The sequence below is a fragment of the Microbacterium aurantiacum genome (assembly GCF_021654035.1).
GTDB lineage: Bacteria > Actinomycetota > Actinomycetes > Actinomycetales > Microbacteriaceae > Microbacterium > Microbacterium aurantiacum.
The window spans coordinates 85631-105543 of record NZ_JAJPDW010000001.1 but is presented as its reverse complement, the minus strand read 5'-3'; the positions used below and the strand labels follow the sequence as shown (position 1 = coordinate 105543).

At 68.2% G+C, this 19913-nt stretch carries 19 protein-coding genes and 2 pseudogenes; 9 read left to right on the top strand and 12 right to left on the bottom strand.

All coding sequences use genetic code 11. The features are described from left to right. The first annotated feature begins 23 nt into the window (after nt 1-23). Nucleotides 24-527, top strand: coding sequence for a septum formation family protein (locus LTL01_RS00525; protein ID WP_236966975.1), 504 nt, complete (start codon nt 24-26; stop codon nt 525-527). Between the two features lie 27 nt (nt 528-554). On the opposite strand, the gene LTL01_RS00520 is transcribed toward LTL01_RS00525, so the two are convergent. Continuing rightward, nucleotides 555-1979, bottom strand: a complete 1425-nt coding sequence (locus LTL01_RS00520) for a CCA tRNA nucleotidyltransferase (protein ID WP_053546726.1) — start codon at nt 1977-1979, stop codon at nt 555-557. A gap of 9 nt (nt 1980-1988) precedes the next feature. Then, nucleotides 1989-3575 (bottom strand): DUF7059 domain-containing protein, encoded by a 1587-nt coding sequence (locus LTL01_RS00515; RefSeq protein WP_236966974.1) that lies wholly within the window; start codon nt 3573-3575, stop codon nt 1989-1991. A gap of 143 nt (nt 3576-3718) precedes the next feature. Between LTL01_RS00515 and LTL01_RS00510 the strand changes: the two genes are divergently transcribed. The 3 genes from LTL01_RS00510 to trxA all read left to right on the top strand — a co-directional run bounded on the left by LTL01_RS00510 (nt 3719) and on the right by trxA (nt 7390). Further along, nucleotides 3719-5884 carry a DUF6049 family protein gene (locus LTL01_RS00510; RefSeq protein WP_236966973.1) on the top strand — a complete coding sequence of 722 codons (2166 nt, stop codon included), beginning with the start codon at nt 3719-3721 and terminating at the stop codon, nt 5882-5884. Nucleotides 5885-6007: 123 nt separating this feature from the next. Then, nucleotides 6008-6994, top strand: a complete 987-nt coding sequence (gene trxB, locus LTL01_RS00505; protein ID WP_053546723.1) for a thioredoxin-disulfide reductase — start codon at nt 6008-6010, stop codon at nt 6992-6994. Between the two features lie 72 nt (nt 6995-7066). Beyond that, nucleotides 7067-7390, top strand: a complete 324-nt coding sequence (gene trxA / locus LTL01_RS00500; RefSeq protein ID WP_236966972.1) for a thioredoxin — start codon at nt 7067-7069, stop codon at nt 7388-7390. Nucleotides 7391-7480: 90 nt separating this feature from the next. Here trxA and LTL01_RS00495 read toward each other — a convergent pair whose 3' ends face one another. The 10 genes from LTL01_RS00495 to rpmH form a co-directional block, all read right to left on the bottom strand. Beyond that, complete coding sequence (locus LTL01_RS00495; RefSeq protein ID WP_053546721.1) at nt 7481-7828, bottom strand: hypothetical protein; 348 nt, start codon at nt 7826-7828, stop codon at nt 7481-7483. Between the two features lie 54 nt (nt 7829-7882). Next, entirely contained in the window at nt 7883-8893 is a 1011-nt protein-coding gene (locus LTL01_RS00490; protein WP_236966971.1) for a ParB/RepB/Spo0J family partition protein, read from the bottom strand. After that, nucleotides 8893-9828 (bottom strand): ParA family protein, encoded by a 936-nt coding sequence (locus tag LTL01_RS00485; RefSeq protein ID WP_053546719.1) that lies wholly within the window; start codon nt 9826-9828, stop codon nt 8893-8895. The genes LTL01_RS00490 and LTL01_RS00485 overlap by 1 nt, the downstream gene beginning before the upstream one ends. A gap of 420 nt (nt 9829-10248) precedes the next feature. After that, on the bottom strand, nt 10249-10530 hold the full coding sequence (locus LTL01_RS00480; RefSeq protein WP_236966970.1) for a GIY-YIG nuclease family protein: 282 nt from the start codon (nt 10528-10530) through the stop codon (nt 10249-10251). Nucleotides 10531-11550: 1020 nt separating this feature from the next. After that, nucleotides 11551-12207: a 16S rRNA (guanine(527)-N(7))-methyltransferase RsmG gene (rsmG, locus tag LTL01_RS00475; RefSeq protein ID WP_236966969.1), complete on the bottom strand. Its 657-nt coding sequence runs from the start codon at nt 12205-12207 to the stop codon at nt 11551-11553. 1 nt (nt 12208) lies between these two features. Then, the gene (locus tag LTL01_RS00470) at nt 12209-12718 is read right to left on the bottom strand and encodes a Jag family protein (RefSeq protein WP_053546716.1); all 510 of its coding nucleotides are present in this window, start codon (nt 12716-12718) and stop codon (nt 12209-12211) included. 28 nt (nt 12719-12746) lie between these two features. Then, complete coding sequence (gene yidC, locus LTL01_RS00465; RefSeq protein ID WP_236966968.1) at nt 12747-13853, bottom strand: membrane protein insertase YidC; 1107 nt, start codon at nt 13851-13853, stop codon at nt 12747-12749. Nucleotides 13854-13861: 8 nt separating this feature from the next. Further along, complete coding sequence (yidD, locus tag LTL01_RS00460; protein ID WP_236966967.1) at nt 13862-14218, bottom strand: membrane protein insertion efficiency factor YidD; 357 nt, start codon at nt 14216-14218, stop codon at nt 13862-13864. Further along, the gene (gene rnpA, locus LTL01_RS00455; protein ID WP_236966966.1) at nt 14215-14556 is read right to left on the bottom strand and encodes a ribonuclease P protein component; all 342 of its coding nucleotides are present in this window, start codon (nt 14554-14556) and stop codon (nt 14215-14217) included. The genes yidD and rnpA overlap by 4 nt, the downstream gene beginning before the upstream one ends. A 9-nt stretch (nt 14557-14565) precedes the next feature. Further along, nucleotides 14566-14703: a 50S ribosomal protein L34 gene (rpmH, locus tag LTL01_RS00450; RefSeq protein ID WP_053546712.1), complete on the bottom strand. Its 138-nt coding sequence runs from the start codon at nt 14701-14703 to the stop codon at nt 14566-14568. 309 nt (nt 14704-15012) lie between these two features. Between rpmH and LTL01_RS14900 the strand changes: the two are divergent. From LTL01_RS14900 to LTL01_RS00430, 5 genes and pseudogenes are all read left to right on the top strand, one after another. Continuing rightward, nucleotides 15013-15181: pseudogene (locus LTL01_RS14900) on the top strand (chromosomal replication initiator protein DnaA); the annotation flags it as partial. Continuing rightward, a pseudogene (gene dnaA, locus LTL01_RS00445) lies at nt 15154-16449 on the top strand (chromosomal replication initiator protein DnaA); the annotation flags it as partial. The pseudogenes LTL01_RS14900 and dnaA, both read left to right, overlap by 28 nt. 456 nt (nt 16450-16905) lie before the next feature. Next, the gene (dnaN, locus tag LTL01_RS00440; RefSeq protein ID WP_053546710.1) at nt 16906-18057 is read left to right on the top strand and encodes a DNA polymerase III subunit beta; all 1152 of its coding nucleotides are present in this window, start codon (nt 16906-16908) and stop codon (nt 18055-18057) included. Nucleotides 18058-18106: 49 nt separating this feature from the next. Next, nucleotides 18107-19300, top strand: coding sequence for a DNA replication/repair protein RecF (gene recF / locus LTL01_RS00435; RefSeq protein ID WP_236966964.1), 1194 nt, complete (start codon nt 18107-18109; stop codon nt 19298-19300). Beyond that, complete coding sequence (locus LTL01_RS00430) at nt 19287-19796, top strand: DciA family protein (RefSeq protein WP_236966963.1); 510 nt, start codon at nt 19287-19289, stop codon at nt 19794-19796. Before recF ends, LTL01_RS00430 begins: the two co-directional genes overlap by 14 nt. Nucleotides 19797-19913: the final 117 nt, after the last annotated feature.

Sequence of the window (19913 nt, the reverse complement as noted above, 5' to 3'; positions counted from 1 at the left end):
TGCGGTTCTGTCAGAATCTGCGGGTGCGTTTGACTCGATCCCTCCCCGTCCTGGCCGCCCTGACGGCCGCCTTCCTCCTCAGCGGCTGCACCGCCTCCGTCGGCGACCTCACCGGAGGCGACACCGCCGTCCGCGACGAGGACAGCGGAGAGGTCACCGAATCGGGCCAGGCCGACGTCTTCACCCTGTCCGTCGGCGACTGCCTCGACGAGCAGACCGGCGAGGAGATCTCCGACGTCCCCCTCGTGCCCTGCAGCGAGCCGCACGACATGGAGGTGTTCGGCGAGATCACCCTCGACGACGGCGAATGGCCGGGCGTCGACGTCGTCGGCCAGCAGGCCGATGAGGGCTGCTACGCCCAGTTCGAGGTATTCGTCGGCCTGCCGTACGAGGAGTCGACGCTGCTGTTCAGCTCGTATATGCCGACCCAGCAGGGCTGGGAGGAGTTCGACGACCGTCTGGTGTCGTGCCTGATCATGGACCCGGCCGGCAAGACCACCGGCTCCCTGAAGGACTCCGGGATCTGAGCTTCGACGGCGCCGGCTCGCCGGGGGTCAGCGCGACGCCCACCAGGCGAGCAGGCGCCGCTCGGCCTCCTCCTCGCCGACGATGCCCTCGTCCAGGCGCAGATCGAGCAGGAAGCGGTACGCCTCGCCCACCTCGCGACCCGGGCTGATGCCGAGCACCTCCTGGATGCGGTTCCCGTCGAGTTCCGGGCGCATCGCGCCCAGCTCCTCCGCCTCGGCCAGTTCGTCGATGCGGCGCTCGATGTCGTCGTACGCGCTCGCCAGCCGTCGCGCTTTGCGGGCGTTGCGGGTGGTGACGTCCGCGCGGGTGAGGATGTGCAGGCGCTCGAGCTCATCGCCCGCGTCGCGGACGTAGCGCCGCACGGCGGAATCCGTCCACGCCCCCTCGGCGTACCCGAAGAACCGCAGGTGCAGCTCGATGAGTCGGGTCACCGCCGTGGTGGTCGCCGCGTCGAACCGCAGGGCGTTCAGGCGCTTGCGCGCCATCCGCGCACCCTTGACGTCATGGTGGTAGAACGTCACGCCGCCGCCGCTCTCGAGGCGGCGCGTGGCGGGCTTGCCGATGTCGTGGAGGAGCGCCGCGATGCGCAGGGGCACATCCGGCGCGGCCCCCGGGTGGCGCGCGTGCTCGAGCTCGATCGCCTGCCGCAGAACGGTCAGCGAGTGCTCGTAGACGTCCTTGTGGTGGTGGTGCTCATCCACCTCGAGACGGAGGGCCGGTACCTCCGGGAGGAACTCCTCCATCAACCCCGTCTCCACCAGCATCCGGATGCCGCGCACCGGGTCGTCGGAGGCGAGGAGTCGCACCAGCTCGCCCTGCACCCGCTCGGGGCTGACGATCGACAGCGACGAGCGCAGCCGCGCCATGGCCGCGACCGTGTCGGAAGCGACCTCGAAGCCGAGCTGGGCGGCGAAGCGCGCCGCACGCAGCATCCGCAGCGGGTCGTCGCCGAAGCTCACCTCGGGATCGGCCGGGGTCCGCAGTGTCAGGGCGAGGAGGTCTTCGACACCGCCGGTCGGGTCGACGAGCGTCTTCGCGGGGACACGCAGCGCCATGGCGTTCACGGTGAAGTCGCGGCGGACGAGGTCGCCCTCGAGCGTGTCGCCGAACTCCACGGTGGGCTTGCGCGTCACCCCGTCGTAGCTGTCCGCGCGGTACGTGGTGATCTCCACCTGTTCCCCGGCGACCTTCGCGCCGATCGTGCCGAACGCGCGTCCGACATCCCACTGGACGGAGGAGATCGGGGTGACGATCGCGAGGATCTCGTCCGGGCGCGCATCGGTGGTGAAATCGAGGTCGTTCGTCGTGCGTCCGAGCAGCGCGTCGCGCACCGGACCACCGACGACGGCGAGATCGCGGCCCGCCGCGGCGAACGCGTCGGCGAGCGTGGACACCACGCGGGACTCGGCGAGCGCGCCGAGACGCGCGATGCCCTCGGCCATGTTGAGCATCCCTTGAGCCTACCGAGGCCCGCCCTCGGCATCCGGTGCGAAGCCGAGGAATCCCGTGAAGAGCAGCTCGCGCACGCGCGGCAGGAGATCGGCGCGCAGGGCCCCGGCATCCACCTCGAGCAGCTGGGCGATCGCGTCGATGAGCGCGCCGACGGCGAGATCCCCGTCGCACGCGCCGACGAGGGCGGCGAGCGCCGGATCGACCGACAGGGAACGCGCGAATCCGCCGCCCTGGCGCAGTTCGATCACCGTCGGGTCCTCCTCGCCCGGGCGATGATGACGCACCTCGGTGACGTCGCCGGAGACTCGGAGGACGGATGCCGCGACCGCCGCATCGTCCATGTCGGCGAGCCGGTCGTGGGCCGCGAGCGCCTCCGCGAGGTGCGCACCGAGGCCCCCCTGAGGAAGGGGCTGGGTGACCGTCTCGTACCGGGCGAGGGTCGGCGCGTCACCGCCGGCCGGGCGCCGGAGCAGGACGTAGCCGAACCCGATCCCGGTCACGCCGCGCGCGGCGAAGTCCTCGAGCCAGGCATCGAGGAGCCGATCGAACTCGCGGGTGCCCGGGACGGTTCCGCCGTCGCGGATCCACAGCTCGGCGTAGGCGAGGGGGTCGGTGCGCTCGCGCTCGACGACCCATGCGTCGACCGGAACCGGCGACGTGTCGACCCATTCGCGCACGCGCTCCAGCCCCGGGACACCGTCGCGCGTCTCCCAGTTGCCGAGCATCTGGGCGACACCGCCGGGGACGAGATGCTCGCCCACGTCGCGGATGACGGAGGCCACGAGCGCATCGCCGATCATCCCGCCGTCGCGGTACTCGTACGCGGGGACGCCGGTGCGTCGCGGGGTGATGACGAACGGGGGGTTCGAGATGACGCGGTCGAAGCGCTCCCCGGCGACCGGAGCGAACAGGCTCCCCGCACGCGCGTCGATCCCGGTGACGCCGTTGAGGGCGGCGTTCAGCCGCGCGAAGGCGAGGCCACGCTCGGAGATGTCGGTCGCGACGACCTCCGCGACGTGCTCCCGGGCGCGCAGGGCCTGGATGCCGCATCCGGTGCCGAGGTCGAGGGCGCGCGCGGCGGGGGTCGGCAGCTGCAGCTCGGCCAACGTGAAGGACGCGCCCCCGACCCCCAGGACGTGGTCCTCCGGCAGTGGTCCCGCCAGGGCCGCCTCGTCGAGGTCGCTCGCGATCCACCAGTGGCCGTCGCCGGTGCCGACGGCGTAGCTCTGCGGGCGGATCAGCGCCGTCGGGGCCACGCGGGTGCCGTCGGTCGTCGCGAGTCCCAGAGCGCAGAGGCCCGCGACGCCCGTGCGCGGGAGGGCGGCGGCGACGGATGCCTCGTCCTGCGGCATCCCGAGCACGAGGAGTCTCGCGAGGACGGCGAGGGCGTCGCCGCGGTCGCCGAGGACACGTAGCGCCGGCCCGCGCACGCCGCGACCGACCGCGTCGTCGTTGTCGGCGCCCCACGCGGAGCGCACCCCGTCGGCGGTGAAGCCGGCGGCGCGGAGATCGGCGGCGAGTCGTTCGCAGCCCTCGCGGTCGGCGGTCGGGAGGGGAAGCGGCGGGACGGCGGGCGGGGTGGCGGGCGGGGTCACCCCACCATTGAACCCTGCCGCGCGTCATCCGGTCCGCGTGTGCCCTCGCGGAGCGTTCTCAGGGGCCGGAGGGGAAGCGGACCGTAGAATCGCCTTCGATTCGTGCGGTCGACATCGCACGGGAGCGAACCGAACGTATGACCGTGATCCCCCTCGCCCGTCCCGCACGCCGTCCTCCGCGACGCCGGCGCGTCGGCGCGACGGTCGGCGCAGCGCTCCTGAGCCTCGTGCTGCTCCTCGCACCGACGACCGCGAATGCGGCCACGACCCCCGCGCCGACCCCGACACCGACCGCGTCCGCGGCGGTGTCCGAGCCCGGTGAGGTCGCCTTCACGCTCTCACCGCTGGGGGCCGGCATCCTGCGCCCCGGCGAACGACTCGCGGTGTCGGTGACCCTCACCAACGGCACGGATGCCGCCACCCCGACGGTTCCGGTTCGGCTGTGGCTCGGCGGCGAGGCCGTGCGCGACCGGGCCGCACTGACGGCGTGGCTCGACGGCGAGGGACGACTCGACGGGCTCGAGGAGGTCGCCGCGACCGAGCTCGAGGCGGTGCCCGCGGGCGGCGAGCGCACCGGAGGGATTTCGGTCGAGGCCGACGACCCCCGGCTGTCGGGACGCGCCCCCGGTGTCTACCCGCTCGCGGCGAGCTACGACCTCGACGGGGAGACCGTCACGGCGGTCAGCGTCGTCGTGGTCCCCGATGACGGTGCTGAGACGACCATCGGGGTCGTCGTCCCGCTGACCGCTCCTGCCCTGAGCACGGGCCTTCTCAGCGCGACGGAGCTCGCCGCGCTGACCGCTCCCACCGGGGCGCTGACGAGTCAGCTCGACGGGGTGGAGGGCACACCGGCGATCCTCGCTGTCGACCCCGCCATCCCCGCCGCGATCCGCGCGCTCGGCTCCCGCGCCCCCGCCTCCGCGACGCAGTGGCTGGAGAGACTGATTGCCCTCCCCAACTCCCGTTTCGCCCTGCAGTACGGCGACGCCGACGTCGCGGTCCAGCTCGCGGCGGGCCTCGAGCGGCCCCTCCGCCCGCTCGGGCTGGCGTCCTTCCTGACCCCGCAGGACTTCGTTCCGGTCGCTCCGACCCCGGGCAGCACCCCGACCCCCGCGGACACCCCGACGCCCACGCCCACCGCGACGGTCGTCCCGGGCGAACCGGTAATCCCCGACACCGACGAGCTGCTCGACATCGGCGGCGGTCGCGACGCGGTGTTCTGGCCGGCACCGGGAACCACCTCGCCCGCTTCGGTCGCCCAACTCGGCGGCATCGAGGCCGACAGTCGCTCCTCCCTGACGATGCTCCCCTCCACCGCGACCACCGCCGGGGCAGACGGTGGCACCGTGCCGGCCCGTGGTGACGCGGACGGCGCGGCGGTGCTGGTGTACGACGCGGCGGTCTCCGACGCGCTCCACGAGGCGAGCCTGCGCGAAGAGGGGTCCCTCCGCGGCGCGCCCCTGGCGGCGGCATCCGCTTATCTGTCCTTCGCGGCCGCCGAGACCCCGGGCCTTCCCGTCATGGTGACCCTCGACCGCGAGGCCGAGCGTTCCCGCGTCGCGCTGCGGGCGGTCCTGACCGCCGCCGCGCAGTACCCCGGCGCCACGGCGGTCACGCTCGGGGCCCTCGCCTCTTCGCCGGCCGTACCGGTCACCCCGCTCGACGGTGCCCCGTCCGCCGAACGCGTCGACGCGGCATCCGCTCTGATCGCCGACGAGGATGCGCTCGGCCGTTTTGCGACGATCCTCGACCAGCCTTCCCTCCTCACCGGACCGGAGCGCGCCGAGGTCCTGCAGCTCCTCTCGGTGGGATGGGTCGATCAGCCCGATGCCGCCGCCCGTGCCGTTCAGCTGCACCGCGGCACCACCCGGACGACGCTGAGTTCCGTGGAGCTCCTCCCGACGAGCACCATCAATCTCTTCGGCTCCGGCGCAGGGCTGCGGTTCTGGGTGCGCAACGACCTCGAATGGCCGGTCAACCTCGTGCTGTACGCCACCCCGGGCGATCTCCGCCTCGACGTGCAGCGCGCGACGCCGGTGGTCGCCTCTCCGCAGAGCAACACCCGCGTCGAGGTGCCCGTGCAGGCGCGTGTCGGCAGCGGCGACGTCGTCATCGACCTCCAGCTGCGGAGTCCCGCCAGCATCGCGATCGGAGACTCGGAGCGGGTGGAGGTCAACGTCCGCGCCGAGTGGGAGGGCGTGGGCATCACCGCGCTGGCCGTGCTCGTCGGGGGGCTCTTCGTCCTGGGTGTCGTCCGCACCGTCCTGAAGCTCCGGGCGCGACGGCGTGGAATGTCCGCCACCCCGTGAGCCGGCCCCGCGCGGACACCCTCCGTTCACCTGCGCGGGAATGGGCGACAGCTACCATGGGTTGATTCATCGAGCAGGATCGATATGTCCACATCCCGTGAGAACCGCAGAGAAGGGGGCGCAGTGCGTCACGTCATCATCATCGGATCCGGCCCCGCCGGGTACACCGCCGCGATCTACGCCGCACGCGCGAACCTCGAGCCCCTCGTCGTCGCCAGCTCCGTCGAAGCCGGCGGTGAGCTGATGAACACCACCGAGGTGGAGAACTTCCCCGGCTTCCCCGAGGGCATCATGGGTCCCGACCTCATGGCCAAGATGCAGGCCCAGGCCGAGCGGTTCGGCGCCGAGGTCCTCTACGACGACGTCGTCTCGCTCGACGTCTCGGGCCCCGTCAAGCGCGTTACGCTCGGCAGCGGCGCCACCCACGAGGCGCACAGCATCATCTTCGCCACCGGCTCCGCGCCGCGGAAGCTCGGCATCGAGGGCGAAGCGCGCCTCTCCGGCCACGGGGTGTCGTACTGCGCCACGTGCGACGGGTTCTTCTTCCGCGAGAAGGTCATCGCCGTCGTCGGCGGCGGCGATTCGGCGATGGAAGAGGCGACGTTCCTGACGAAGTTCGCCTCGAAGGTCTACGTCATCCACCGCCGCGAAGAGCTCCGCGCGTCGAAGATCATGCAGGAGCGCGCATTTGCGAACGAGAAGATCGAGTTCGTCTGGAACAGCGCCATCGTCGACATCCTCGGACAGGATGCCGTCTCCGGCGTCGTGCTCGAATCCACCGTCGACGGCTCGCGTCGCGAGCTCCCCCTCGACGGCGTGTTCGTCGCCATCGGCAACGACCCGCGGACGCACCTCGTCCACGGCGCGCTCGACCTCACGCCCGAAGGCACGATCGCGGTCGACGGGCGTTCGTCGCGGACCTCGGTTGCGGGCGTCTTCGCCGCCGGTGACGTGCTCGACCCCACGTACCGTCAGGCCGTGACCGCAGCCGGAAGCGGTACGGTGGCGGCACTGGACGTCGAGCACTACCTCGCCGGCCTCGGCGAGGCCGGTGCCCCTGAGCCGGAAGCCGACCCGATCGAAGGCCGGCCCGAGGTCAACGTCGCCTGACGCGGCATCAGGAACAATCCTCCGGCGTCGTGTGTTGACGCCCCTGTACGACTTCCGATCGAAGGAGAAAACATGACTGCCAAGGCGACGTCTTCGGCGACCTGGGAGCAGGACGTGCTCCAGGCCGAGGGACCCGTGCTCGTGGACTTCTGGGCGGAGTGGTGCGGCCCGTGCCGCATGGTCGCTCCCGTTCTGGATGAGATCCAGAACGAGAACCCCGACAAGCTCACGATCCTCAAGCTCAATGTCGACGAAAACCCCGACCTCGCGATGAAGTACCAGATCACGTCGATCCCGGCGATGAAGGTCTTCAACAAGGGCGAGGTGGAGACGACCATCATCGGTGCGAAGCCCAAGTTCGCTCTGCAGCAGGATCTCGCCAAGTACATCGGCTGATCCCGTTAGCGAAGAATCCCCGCTCGGAAATGAGTTCTGAGCGGGGATTCTTTGCGTTCGGGCGATATATGCGCGATCCGGAATGTCTGTTTACGAGGCGTCGACGCGCACCGTGGCGTCCCAGCGCCGATGAGTGTTCGCCTCGCCGAGGAGTCTCCACACCGCCGTCGTCAGCTCCGGGTAGTCGAGTGAGATCTGGCGGAGGACGCGGTAGTGACGAGCGGCATTCGGGCGGGATCCGCCGTTAGCCGCGATGTTCTCGGCGCGCAACGTGAATACCACGAGCTCATCGACGGAGGGAAGGTCCTCCATGAAGTCCCAAGGATCTTCGCCCCCGCGGAGGCGCTCCGCGATGAGAACGGAGAGCTCGTCCGCTGCTTCGGCACGGAGCAGCTCGAGACTGGCTCGGCGCTGCGGGGAGTGATCTGCGGAACTCACACCACAAGCCTACGTCGCCGAACCCGATCGCGGGCTGGGTGTAGACAGCTCCTCTCAGGCTGACCCGTATCCCGATTCGCCCAGCTCCTCCAGAATGCGATTGAGATCCTGGATGCTGGCGAAATCAATGTTGATCTGGCCCTTTTTCGCGGCAAGGGTGATCTTCACACGCGTGTTCAGGCGATCTCCGAGGCGCTCCGCGAGGTCGTCGAGGTGTGCACGGCGCGCGCCGGCTTGTGCCTTCCCCGGCCGGGTCCCGGCGCCTTCGAGGGTCTTGGCGGCAGCCTCCGCCGCGCGCACCGAGAGATCTTCGTTGATGATCTTGTCGGAAAGGCGCTGCATCGCCTCCGGCGTCTCGACGGAGAGGATCGCCCGCGCGTGGCCGGCGCTGAGGACGCCCGCGGTGACGCGCTGTTGAACGGGAACCGGCAGCTTCAGGAGCCGGATGGTGTTGCTGATCTGCGGACGCGAGCGACCGATCCGGGTGGCGAGCTCCTCCTGGGTGATTCCGAAGTCGGCGAGGAGCTGCTCGTAGGCGGATGCCTCTTCCAGCGGATTCAGCTGCGAGCGGTGGAGGTTCTCCAGGAGGGCGTCACGGAGAAGGTTCTCATCAGACGTGTCTCGCACAACCGCAGGGATCGTCTCGAGGCCGGCCTCGCGAGCGGCCCGCGTGCGCCGCTCCCCCATGATGAGCTCGTAGGTACCCTCATCCGTGGGGCGAACGACGACGGGCTGCAGCACGCCGAACTCGCGCACGCTGTGGATGAGCTCGGCGAGATCATCGGGATCGAAGTGGGTGCGCGGCTGCCGCGGGTTCGGCACGATCGTGTGCGGATCGATCTGCATGAGCCGGGCACCGGGAACGGCGACGAGATCCTCGGTCGAGTCCCGCGTCTCGTCGCTGCTCACAGCCACGGACGCGGCTTCCGAGGAACCGATCGCCTCGGGTGCGGCATCCGACGGCGCGTTCTTGGGGAAGAAGACGTCCGAGGGGCGTTCTTCTGTCGGTTCGGCGGTGGGGATGAGCGCCCCGATCCCGCGACCGAGGCCTGTGCGCTTGGCCATCAGGCGCTTCCTTCCTTCGATGACGCGTGATCGCGTCGAATGAGTTCCACCGCGGCTTCGCGGTAGGCGATCGCGCCGGCGGACTGGCCGTCGTACGCGATGACGGTCTGTCCGAAGCTCGGGGCTTCCGAAACACGGACGGACCGGGGGATGACGGTGCCCATCACCTCGGAGGGGAAGTGCTGACGCACCTCCTCGGCGACCTGCTGCGCGAGGCGCGTGCGTCCGTCGTACATGGTGAGCAGAATCGTGGAGAGGTGAAGCCGAGGATTCAGGTGCTTCTGGATCATCTTCACCGTGCCGAGCAGCTGGCTGAGGCCTTCCAGCGCGTAGTACTCGCACTGGATCGGGATGAGCACTTCGCTCGCGGCGGTGAATGCGTTGATCGTGAGGAGCCCCAGCGACGGTGGGCAGTCGATCAGGACGAAATCGAGGTGGTGGTCCTCCGTGGCGAGGTAGTCGTCGAGCGCTGTGCGCAGACGATGCTCGCGTGCGACCTGTGAGACGAGCTCGATCTCGGCGCCGGCGAGGTGGATCGTGCTCGGAGCGCAGAGCAGCCGCGGCGATTCGGGGCTGACCTGGATGATGTCAGCGAGGGGGAACTCATCGATCAAGACGTCGTACACACTCGGGGTGTCCGCGGTGTGGGGGACACCCAGTGCCGTCGACGCATTTCCCTGCGGATCGAGGTCGACGACGAGGACCTTCGCCCCGACGGATGCCAGCGCGGCGGCGATGTTCACCGCGGTCGTCGTCTTTCCGACGCCGCCCTTCTGGTTCGAGACCGTCAGGACGCGGGTCTTTCCGGAGAGTTCGACGTCAGTGCTCTCGAGACGCCGTCGTCGTGCGGAGAGGTCCGCGAGTTCGCGGGCCAGCGGGGTGTCATCGAACGAGAAGGATGCGGAAGAAGACTCCGTCTCCTCGGGTTGTTTCACGTGAAACACTCTCCCTCTCGCGCGTCAGAACAACGTCCTCCACTCTAGGCGATCCCACCCCCACCACCCGCCTCCCGGTGATCGAGACCGGTCTCGATACACCGCGCTCCGCGCGTTCCCCGGTGATCGAGTAGCCGCGCAGCCGCGTACCGAGATCCCCCACCCCACCCCACAGCCTCAGCACACGGCGCTCCCCGCGTTCCCCGGTGATCGAGTAGCCGCGCAGCGGCGTCCCGAGATCCCCCCCACCCCACAGCCTCAGCACACGGCGCTCCCCGCGTTCCCCCGGTGATCGAGTAGCCGCGCAGCGGCGTACCGAGATCCCCCACCGCACCCCAAAGTCACAAGACGTCGCGCTTCGCGCGTTCCCCGGTGATCGAGTGGCGGCACAGCCGCATACCGAGATCCTCTACCGACGTTTCACGTGAAACGCTTCTTACCTAGCCGTGACACCGCGCCCATATCGCCGGCGACCAGCGCGAGGCGCTTTGCCCGGCCCCATCCCTGGACCTGCTTCTCCCGACGAAAAGCATCCTCGACGCGGTCATACTCCTCGGAATAGAGCAACACGACGGGAAGCCTGACCGCGGTGTATGCCGAACCTTCTCCGAATTGATGCTCCTCCACACGACGTGAGAGGTCGAGCGTACTACCCACGTAGAGAGAACCGTCCGCGCACTGAAGGATGTACATCCATGCCATCACTGCATCTTTGTGGGTTTGCGTGAGCTGACGGCATGAGGATCTGGGATCGGTGGACAACACAGGTCGGCGCGTCCCCGGGGGAGGAGGGGATCTCGGTACGCCGCTTCGCGGCTACTCGATCACCGGGGGTGACCCCATCCCGTGGTCGAAACCGGCGGGGATCTCGGTCCCTGCACCGCGGCTACTCGATCACCGGCATGACTCGCACGAGTTTCACGTGAAACATTTCCCGCTGGCTTTGCTTCGGTGGTCGAGTGCCGCGCGGAGCGCGGTGTACCGAGACCGGATGGGGGATCTCGATACGCCGCTTCGCGGCTACTCGATCACCGGGGGGGTGACCCCATCCCGTGGTCGAACCCGACGGGGGATCTCGGTACGCCGCTTCGCGGCTACTCGATCACCCGCATGACTTGCACGCGTTTCACGTGAAACATCCCCCGCGCCGGCTTAGTTCCGGTGGTCGAGTGCCGCGCGGAGCGCGGTGTACCGAGACCGACTGAGGGATCTCGGTACGCCGCTCCGCGGCTACTCGATCACCGGGGGGTGACCCCATCCCGTGGTCGAACCCGGCGGGGGATCTCGGTCCCTGCACCGCGGATACTTGATCACCGGCATGACCCGCACGCGTTTCACGTGAAACATCTCCCGCGCCGGCTTAGCTCCGGTGGTCGAGTGCCGCGCGGAGCGCGGTGTACCGAGACCGGCTGAGGGATCTCGGTACGCCGCTACGCGGCTACTCGATCACCGGGGGTGACCCCCTCCCGTGGTCGACGCCGGCGGGGATCTCAGTCGCTGCACCGCGGCTACTCGATCACTGGCATGACCCCCACGCGTTTCACGTGAAACATCTCCCGCGCCGGCCTTGTTTCGGTGGTCGAGTGCCGCGCGGAGCGCGGTGTACCGAGACCGGCTGAGGGATCTCGGTACGCCGCTCCGCGGGTACTTAATCACCCGGGGGTGGCACCATCCCGTGGTCGACGCCGGCGCGGAGGACCTCGGAACACCGCAACCCTGGGGTCAGCGGCGGATGGTGCCTCGGAGGACGCGGGTGGGCTCGGTGAGAACACCCTCACCCACGATCTCGACACGCGCATCGACGACGCTGAACTTCCGAAGTTGCTTCTGCGCCGCGGCGATCTCGTTCTGAGCGTTCGCGCCCTTGAGCAGAACCAATTCGCCGCCGTCACGAACGAGAGGCGCGGTCAGCGGCAACAGCGTGCGCAGCGCACTCACTGCCCGCGCGGTGACCGCATCCATCACGGGACCCCGACTCCAGTCCTCGGCACGGGCGCGCACAACCTCGACGTTGTCCAGCTCGAGCTCGCGTACCTGCTCCCCAAGCCACTGCACACGGCGTTCCATCGGCTCGACCAGGACCCACTCGACGTCCGGGCGCGCGATCGCGAGCACGAGACCCGGGAGGCCCGCGCCAGAGCCGATGTCCGCGACACGCCCCGAAAAGAAAGGCGCGATGATCGCGCTGTTGAGGACGTGACGCGTCCACAGGCGGGGAAGTTCCAGAGGACCGATGAGGCCTCGCTCCTCGCCCTGCTCCGCCAGCGCGGCTGTGAATTGACGCGCGACAGCCAGGCGCGAGCCGAAGATCTCCTCAGCGGCTACCGGCTCGGCCTCGACCGTCGCAGCCGGCGTTTCACGTGAAACGTCGTCCGACACGTCAGGCGCGGCGGATCACGGTGTGACGATCCGCTCCTTCACCGTACGACTCCGAAACGAAGCCGCGCTCGGCGACGACATCGTGCACGAGCTTCCGCTCATAGCTTGACATGGATGGGAGCGACGCCTGCGAGGCACCCTCTTCGATCTTCTGGATCGCTCGATCCACCAGACCTGCCAGCTGCTGCTGACGGGTGTCGCGAGATCCACCCACATCCAGGATGAGGCGCGAGAATCGACCCGTCTTCGCCTGAACCGCGATGCGCGTGAGTTCCTGCAACGCCTGAACCGTATCGGGATCGGCGATCAGTGAGACCGAACCTCCCTCGGGGGCCTCGACGGACACGTACGCACGACCGTTTCGCACGTCGAGATCGAGGTCTCCGTCGATATCGGCGATGTCGAGCAGGCCCTCCAGGAAGTCTGCGGCGACGTCCCCTTCCTGCTCGAGCTCCTCGATCGTCGGTTCGGTACGGTCCGCGCTCACGCGGGGAGTATCGATGTTCGTCATGACTGTTCCTTCGTGGAGGGGTCGCCGCTCACGCGGACGACGTGCCGTTGTCGCCCGGGGTCGAACCCGGCTGCTTCTGGGCCTGCTTCTTCGCCCGCTGCTTACCGACCGGCTGCTGCCGCTTCGGCGTCGCCGCCTTGGCATGCTCCGCCTCTTCGTACAGACGCTTCTGCTCGGCGAGGTACTTCTCCATGGGGACGACCTTGCCCGACACGTCGATAGCCTTGCCCTTGCGAGCGAGGCGCTCCTCGCGCGCCTTCGCGGCCTCGGAACCCGGCGTCGGCATCTCACGGATGACGAGGAACTGCTGACCCATCGTCCACAGGTTCGAGACGAACCAGTAGATGACGACACCCAGCGGGAAGAAGACACCGGAGAAGACGAACGCGAACGGCAGGACGTACAGCATGATCTTCTGCATCTGGTACGCCTGGCCGGTCTTGGCCTCGGGCGACAGGTTCTTCGAGATGATCTGCAGCTGCGTGAAGAACTGGGACACGATCATCAGGACGACGAGGACCAGCAGAATGACGATCGCTGTCGTGTTGCCCGTGTTGAACGCGTCGATCAGCGTCTCGTGGAGCGAGGCGACCCCGAAGAGCTTCGCGTCGTAGAACTCCTGCGTCAGCTCCGCGGTGAGGAGTCCGACACCGCCGATGCCCGCCTGCGCTTGACGCGTGACGTCGTTCAGCACGCTGAACAGGGCGAAGAAGATCGGCATCTGGACGAGGAGCGGGAGGCAGCTCGCCACCGGGTTCGTCCCGTGCTTCTTGTACAGCGCCATGGTCTCGCGACTCATGGCCTCACGGGAGAGCTGATCCTTCTTGCCCTTGTACTTCTCCTGAACTTTCCGCAGTTCAGGGGCGATTTCCATCATCTTGCGCTGGCTCTTGATCTGCCGCACGAAGAGCGGGATCAGGGCGGCACGCACGATGATGACCAGGCCGACGATGGACAGCACCCAGGTGATGCCGTCGGCGGCCGGGAGGCCGATGGCCGTGAACAACGCGTGCCAGGCGACGAGCACGAGCTCGACGACCCACTTCAGCGGCCACAGGATGGTGCCGATCAGGTCGAAGCCGCCACCGCCGGCGGGAGCCGGAGTGGACGAAGCGGTGGCGAGCAGAAGATCCATGCGGAGGATCAGTCCTTTCCGGTGGGGGACGGCACGACGAAACCCCGGGAGGTCAACGCGTGCGGGAAGTCTCTGTGGGGCGGGACGTCATCTTCGCCGCCGAGGGCCCAGGGATGGCATCGCGCGAGTCGCGCCGCTGCAATGACCGTTCCTTTGACGACCCCGTGCTGCTGGACCGCGCCGACCGCGTACGCGGAACACGACGGGTAGTACTTGCAGACGTCTCCGTACATAGGAGACACCGTCGCACGATATCCATGGAGAAAGGCGAGAACCGCATTCCTCGGGAGGAGGGGAACCGAGCGCAGGGAGTCGGATGCCGCGAAATGCGCGTCGCCGACGGCATACGACGGCAGGACGCTCATGCGCGGACTCGGGAGAGGGACCGTGTGACGTCGTTGCGGAGCTCGACATACGGAGCAGTTGCCGCGCTGGGTAGCGCGCGGATCACCACGTCCGTCCCGGCGTCGACCTGCGAGTCCGCCAGACTCGCGGCGGATACAGCTTTGAGCCGTCGGCGCACAGTATTGCGCACGACGGCTCCGCCGACCTGCTTGCTCACGATGAAGCCGAAGCGGACGGCATCCGATTCCCCCGTCGTCCTGACGTAGGTGATCGTGTGCGCGCCCGCACTCCGACGCCCCCGACGGACGACGGCTTTATAGTCCGCGCCGCGGGTGAGTCGGTTCGGCCTCGCGAGCACCGCTCGGGCTCAGGCCGAGAGCTCGGTGCGGCCCTTGGACCGACGCGCGGCGAGGATCGAACGGCCGGCACGCGTGCGCATGCGGGCACGGAAACCGTGCTTCTTGGCGCGACGACGGTTGTTGGGCTGGAAGGTGCGCTTGCTCATGGGATATCTTCCGGGTCAGGGTCACCGGGACGCTCGAAACCGGGGACTCTCGTACATGGGGACTGGCCGATAGGCACAAGTCAACCGATTAAGGGTACGTCGAGAGGCGCCAGAACTCAAACCGGGAACTGAACGGGCCAGTATGCACGAGCGTCCGAGCCTCGCGAAGATGCGACACACCGCGCGCCTCAACCCTGCGGGCTTGATACCGGGGGCGCCGCTGACTAGCGTGTCTGAGTCAGTTATCCACAGGTCCGGCGTGATGTTTCCGCGGGAGTGTGCACAACAATCAACACCCCCGGGGGGACCATGTCACCGCACGATGTACCGGATGTCCCCGTCTGGTCCGCGGTGCTGGGCGAACTCGCCGTCGACGATCGCATCACTCCTCAGCTGCACGGCTTCCTGAATCTTGCGGTGCCGCAGGGCGTCATGGGCGGCACGCTGTACCTCGACGTGCCGAACGACCTCACCGCCGCGCAGTTCACCAAGCGCATGCGGATGCCGATCATGGAGGCTCTCGCGAGGGTTCCTCAGGATGAGGCTCCGGCCTCGACCTTCCGTGTCGTGGTCAACCCCGAGCTGATCGAGAGCGCCGACTCCGAGCCGGAGCCGGAGGCGATCCCCGCCACGATGACGGCGGCGCAGACGTTCACCCTCCCGCGCTCACCGTTGGAGGAGCCGGTGGAGGTCTCTTCGGCGGCCCCCCGTACGGACACGCGACTCAATCCGAAATACACCTTCGACAACTTCGTCATCGGTCAGTCCAACCGCTTCGCCCACGCCGCTGCGGTCGCCGTCGCCGAGGCACCGGCGAAGGCATACAACCCTCTCTTCGTCTACGGCGATTCGGGTCTCGGCAAGACCCACCTCCTCCACGCCATCGGCGACTACGCCATGAGCCTGTACTCCGGCATCCGCGTCCGGTACGTCTCGAGCGAGGAGTTCACGAACGACTTCATCAACTCGATCGCGAACAACCGCGGTTCGGCGTTCCAGGCGCGGTATCGGGATGTCGACATCCTCCTGATCGACGACATCCAGTTCCTGCAGGGTCGCGCCGAGACGCAGGAGGCGTTCTTCCACACCTTCAACACCCTCCACGATCACGACAAACAGGTCGTGATCACGAGCGACGTGCCGCCCAAGCACCTCACCGGCTTCGAAGACCGCATGCGGAGCCGGTTCGAGTGGGGTCTCATCACCGATGTGCAGGCTCCCGACCTCGAGACGCGCATCGCGATCCTCCGGAAGAAGGCGCAGTCCGAGCGGCTGCACATCCCCGACGAGGTCATGGAGTACATCGCCACGGTGGTGTCCTCGAACATCCGCGAACTGGAAGGCGCTCTCATCCGCGTCTCGGCGTTCGCCAGCCTGAACCGGTCGAACCTCGACACGTCTCTCGCACAGACGGTGCTTCGCGACATCATCGATCAGGATGACGCGAACGTCGTCTCGCCGACGGACATCATCACGGCCACGGCGCAGTACTTCAAGCTCACCGTCGACGACCTGTACGGCTCGAGCCGCTCGCAGTCGGTCGCGATCGCCCGACAGATCGCCATGTATCTCTGCCGGGAGCGGACGAGCCTCTCCCTCCCGAAGATCGGTCAGCTCTTCGGCAACCGCGATCACACGACCGTGATGTACGCGTACAAGAAGATCAGCGATCTCATGAAGGAGCGCCGCTCCATCTACAACCAGGTGACCGAGATCACCACGCAGCTCGGCCGCAACGGCCGCTGACCTCTCCTCGGCCGCGCGAAACGGTCGGAAATCACTTGACACGATCGCGTCGGCGGCGGCACAATCCGCGTTTCGCCCGCGTTCTGCACAGTGTGGAAAAGCTGTGGATAACTTTCCGCGACGCCGGAATCCCTGTGCACGATCCGGGGATGCCTGTGGATAACTGGGGATAACCGTCGCGGCGGTCGTGAACCGATCACAACTCCGTCCGCAGCCGATCCACAACTCACACGAATGTGATTCCGGTGTCCCGCAAGTGATCGAGCGAGTTGTCCACAGTTTCCACAGGCGTTAACACCATGACAAAGAAAGAGGGATTAAGGGTCGAGCCGGTGACCTTGTCGTGAACCGACCGGGGAAACGGATGCCGCTCCGCGACGCCCGCACATCCGACACAGGTGCGGGGTTCACCGGGGACTAGCATGAGAGGCCCAGCCCGCTGTCAAGGGAGCATTCGTGAAGTTCCACGTCAATCGTGATGTGTTCAGCGAAGCCGTGTCGTTCGTCGTCAAGCTTCTTCCGCAGCGGAATCCGCAGCCGATCCTGGCCGGTGTGCTGATCGAAGCCGGCGAAGACGGTCTGTCGCTGTCCGCCTTCGACTACGAAGCATCGGCCCGCACCACGATCGAGGCGACGATCGACGACCCCGGCACGATCCTCGTGCACGGGCGTCTGTTGTCCGAGATCGCCAGCCGTCTCCCGAACGCTCCGATCCAGATCGAGGTCGATGACGACGGCGGCATCCTGCTCTCCTGCGGTTCCGCACGCTTCACGCTCTCGTCGATGCCGGTTCAGGAATACCCCGCGATCCCCGAGGTCACGGGCGACTCGGGGCTCGTGCCGGGTGAGGATTTCGCCACCGCCATCGCGCAGGTCGCCTTCGCAGCCTCCCGCGACGACGTCACCCCCGTCCTCACCGGTGTGCAGCTCGAGGTCTCGGGCACCCATCTCAGCCTCGTCGCGACCGACCGTTACCGCGTCGCCCTCCGCGAGATCCCGTGGGACGGCGGCGGATCGGCCTCGGACGAGGCCACGACCGCGCTCGTCCCCGCCCGTACCCTGACCGAGGTCGGCAAGACGTTCTCGCACTCCGGGGACATCTCGATCGCCTTCTCGGGATCGGGCGACCGCGAGATCATCGCCTTCACCGCCGGCAACAAGACGGTCACGTCGCTGCTGATCAAGGGCAACTTCCCACCGGTACGCCGGCTGTTCCCCGAGCAGACCGAACACCACGCCGTCGTGAACACCGCCGAGCTCGCCGAAGCCGTTCGCCGTGTCGCGCTCGTGCTCGACCGCTCCGCTCCGCTGCGCTTCACCTTCACCACGGATGCCGTGTCGATGGACGCCTCCGGAACCGAGCAGGCGCGGGCGACCGAGTCGGTCGACGCGAACCTCGTCGGCGAGGATGTCACGCTGGGTCTCAACCCCCAGTACCTCCTCGAAGCGCTCGGCGCGGTCAAGAGCGAGTTCGCGCGGATCACGTTCACCTCGAGTGACAACGCGAACAAGCTGAGCCCGGTCCTCATCACGCCGCAGACCTCGGTCGATCGCGCCGGCGAGGAGTCCTTCCGCTACCTGCTGCAGCCGAACCTGCTCCTGCGGTGACGGATGCCGGCACCGACGTCCTGTCGGCGCCGCTGATTAGGCTTGACCGGTGATCGTCGAGCACCTGAGCCTCCGTGACTTCCGCAATTACGCGGAAGCGGAGGTCGCGCTCGTCGCCGGGCCCAACGTGTTCGTCGGCAGCAACGGTCAGGGCAAGACGAACCTCGCGGAAGCGATCGGTTTCCTCGCGACGCTGGGGTCGCACCGCGTGTCGACCGACGCGCCGATGGTCCGCGACGGGGTGGATGCCGCGATCGTGCGAGCGCGCCTCCGTCACGCCGACCGGCAGGTGCTGCTCGAGGTGCAGATCAATCGGCAGGGGACGAACAAGGCCCGTATCAACGGCTCTCCGGCGAAGCCCGCCGAACTCCCGCGCTACGCCCAGATCGTGCTGTTCGCGCCGGAAGACCTCCAGATCGTGCGCGGCGATCCGTCCGCGCGGCGCCGCTTCGCCGATCAGCTCCTGGTGCAGGTGTCTCCGCGGATGTCCGGGGTCCTCGGGGACTACGACCGCGTGCTCAAGCAGCGCAACGCCCTGCTGAAGTCGGCGCGGGCGCGCGGCATCCGCGGTGAAGCGCTGTCGACGCTCGATGTCTGGGACGACAAACTGGTCGCCCTCGGCACGGAGATCATCCGGATGCGCGGGCAGCTCGCCGACGAACTCGCCGGTCCGCTCGCGTCCGCGTACGCGTCGATCGCGGGCGCAGACCATCGCCCCGAGATCGAGTGGTCGCGTTCGATCGAGGGTTTCGATCCCGATGCGGAGGACGCACCGCCCACCGCCGACCCGGCAGCTTCCGGCGCGACCGATGACACCGGGGAGGGAGATGTGATCGCGGCGCGGTTCCGGGCTGCTCTCGCGGCGAAGCGCTCCGCGGAACTCGAGCGCGGGATCACGCTCGTCGGGCCCCACCGTGACGATCTCCTCCTGCGTGTCCGCGGGCTGCCGGTGAAGGGGTACGCGTCGCACGGGGAGTCGTGGTCGGTCGCACTCGGACTGAGACTCGCCTCGGCCGAGCTCCTGCGCGCACAGTCGTTGCGCGGGGATCCGGTCCTGATCCTCGATGACGTGTTCGCCGAACTGGATGCCGGACGCCGGACACGATTGGCTTCCCTCGCAGCCGACTACGAACAGGTCATCGTCACCGCCGCGGTCGAAGAGGATGTCCCGGAGGCGCTGACCGCACGGGTCGTGCGTGTCGAGGCCGGCACGATCGTGGGGAACGCGGATGCCGGAGAGTGACACCGGCGCGCCCGTCGCGGAGGTCCCAGAGACGGTGGCGACGTACCTGCGGTTGCGTGGACTCGAGCCGTCGTCCACGTCGTGGCGGCGCAAGAAGCGTCGGCGTCGGGACGACGACGAGAATCAGCCCTTCACCACAGGTCGCGATCCGAAGGGGGTCGCCGATGTCCTCGCCGACCTGACCCGGGAGTCCGGGTGGGATCGCGAACTCGCCCGTGAGGATGTCGTGCGTGCGTGGGCGGAAGTGGCGGGTGAGGGGACGGCGCAGCACACCCGACCGGTGGCGTTCACCGAGGGCGCCCTCACCGTCCAGGCCGATTCCACAGCCTGGGCCAAGCAGCTGCAGCTCATGCGTGCGCACATCCTCACAGAGATCGTGCGCCGGTTCCCCGAGGCGGGGGTCGAGACCATCCGTTTCGTCGGACCGGACGTCCCCTCGTGGAAATGGGGTCCCAGAACGATTCCAGGGCGCGGCCCGCGCGATACCTACGGCTGAGCCACGTCCGATATCGTCCGGAACGATTTCCGCGCGCCACAGGGGCGTAGAGGCGTTGCCGGCGAGGCAAAGTTGATAGACTGGCCGGGCCCCTGCCCATCGATGTGGAGCGCTCTC

What these genes read in the sequence shown, in the direction of transcription:
- LTL01_RS00520 (WP_053546726.1), bottom strand. Translation starts at nt 1,979, where the DNA reads ATGCTCAACATGGCCGAGGGCATCGCGCGTCTCGGCGCGCTCGCCGAG.
- trxA (WP_236966972.1), top strand. Translation starts at nt 7,067, where the DNA reads ATGACTGCCAAGGCGACGTCTTCGGCGACCTGGGAGCAGGACGTGCTC.
- LTL01_RS00490 (WP_236966971.1), bottom strand. Translation starts at nt 8,893, where the DNA reads ATGGCCAAGCGCACAGGCCTCGGTCGCGGGATCGGGGCGCTCATCCCC.
- LTL01_RS00480 (WP_236966970.1), bottom strand. Translation starts at nt 10,530, where the DNA reads ATGGCATGGATGTACATCCTTCAGTGCGCGGACGGTTCTCTCTACGTG.
- LTL01_RS00470 (WP_053546716.1), bottom strand. Translation starts at nt 12,718, where the DNA reads ATGACGAACATCGATACTCCCCGCGTGAGCGCGGACCGTACCGAACCG.
- yidC (WP_236966968.1), bottom strand. Translation starts at nt 13,853, where the DNA reads ATGGATCTTCTGCTCGCCACCGCTTCGTCCACTCCGGCTCCCGCCGGC.
- yidD (WP_236966967.1), bottom strand. Translation starts at nt 14,218, where the DNA reads ATGAGCGTCCTGCCGTCGTATGCCGTCGGCGACGCGCATTTCGCGGCA.
- rpmH (WP_053546712.1), bottom strand. Translation starts at nt 14,703, where the DNA reads ATGAGCAAGCGCACCTTCCAGCCCAACAACCGTCGTCGCGCCAAGAAG.
- LTL01_RS00430 (WP_236966963.1), top strand. Translation starts at nt 19,287, where the DNA reads ATGCCGGAGAGTGACACCGGCGCGCCCGTCGCGGAGGTCCCAGAGACG.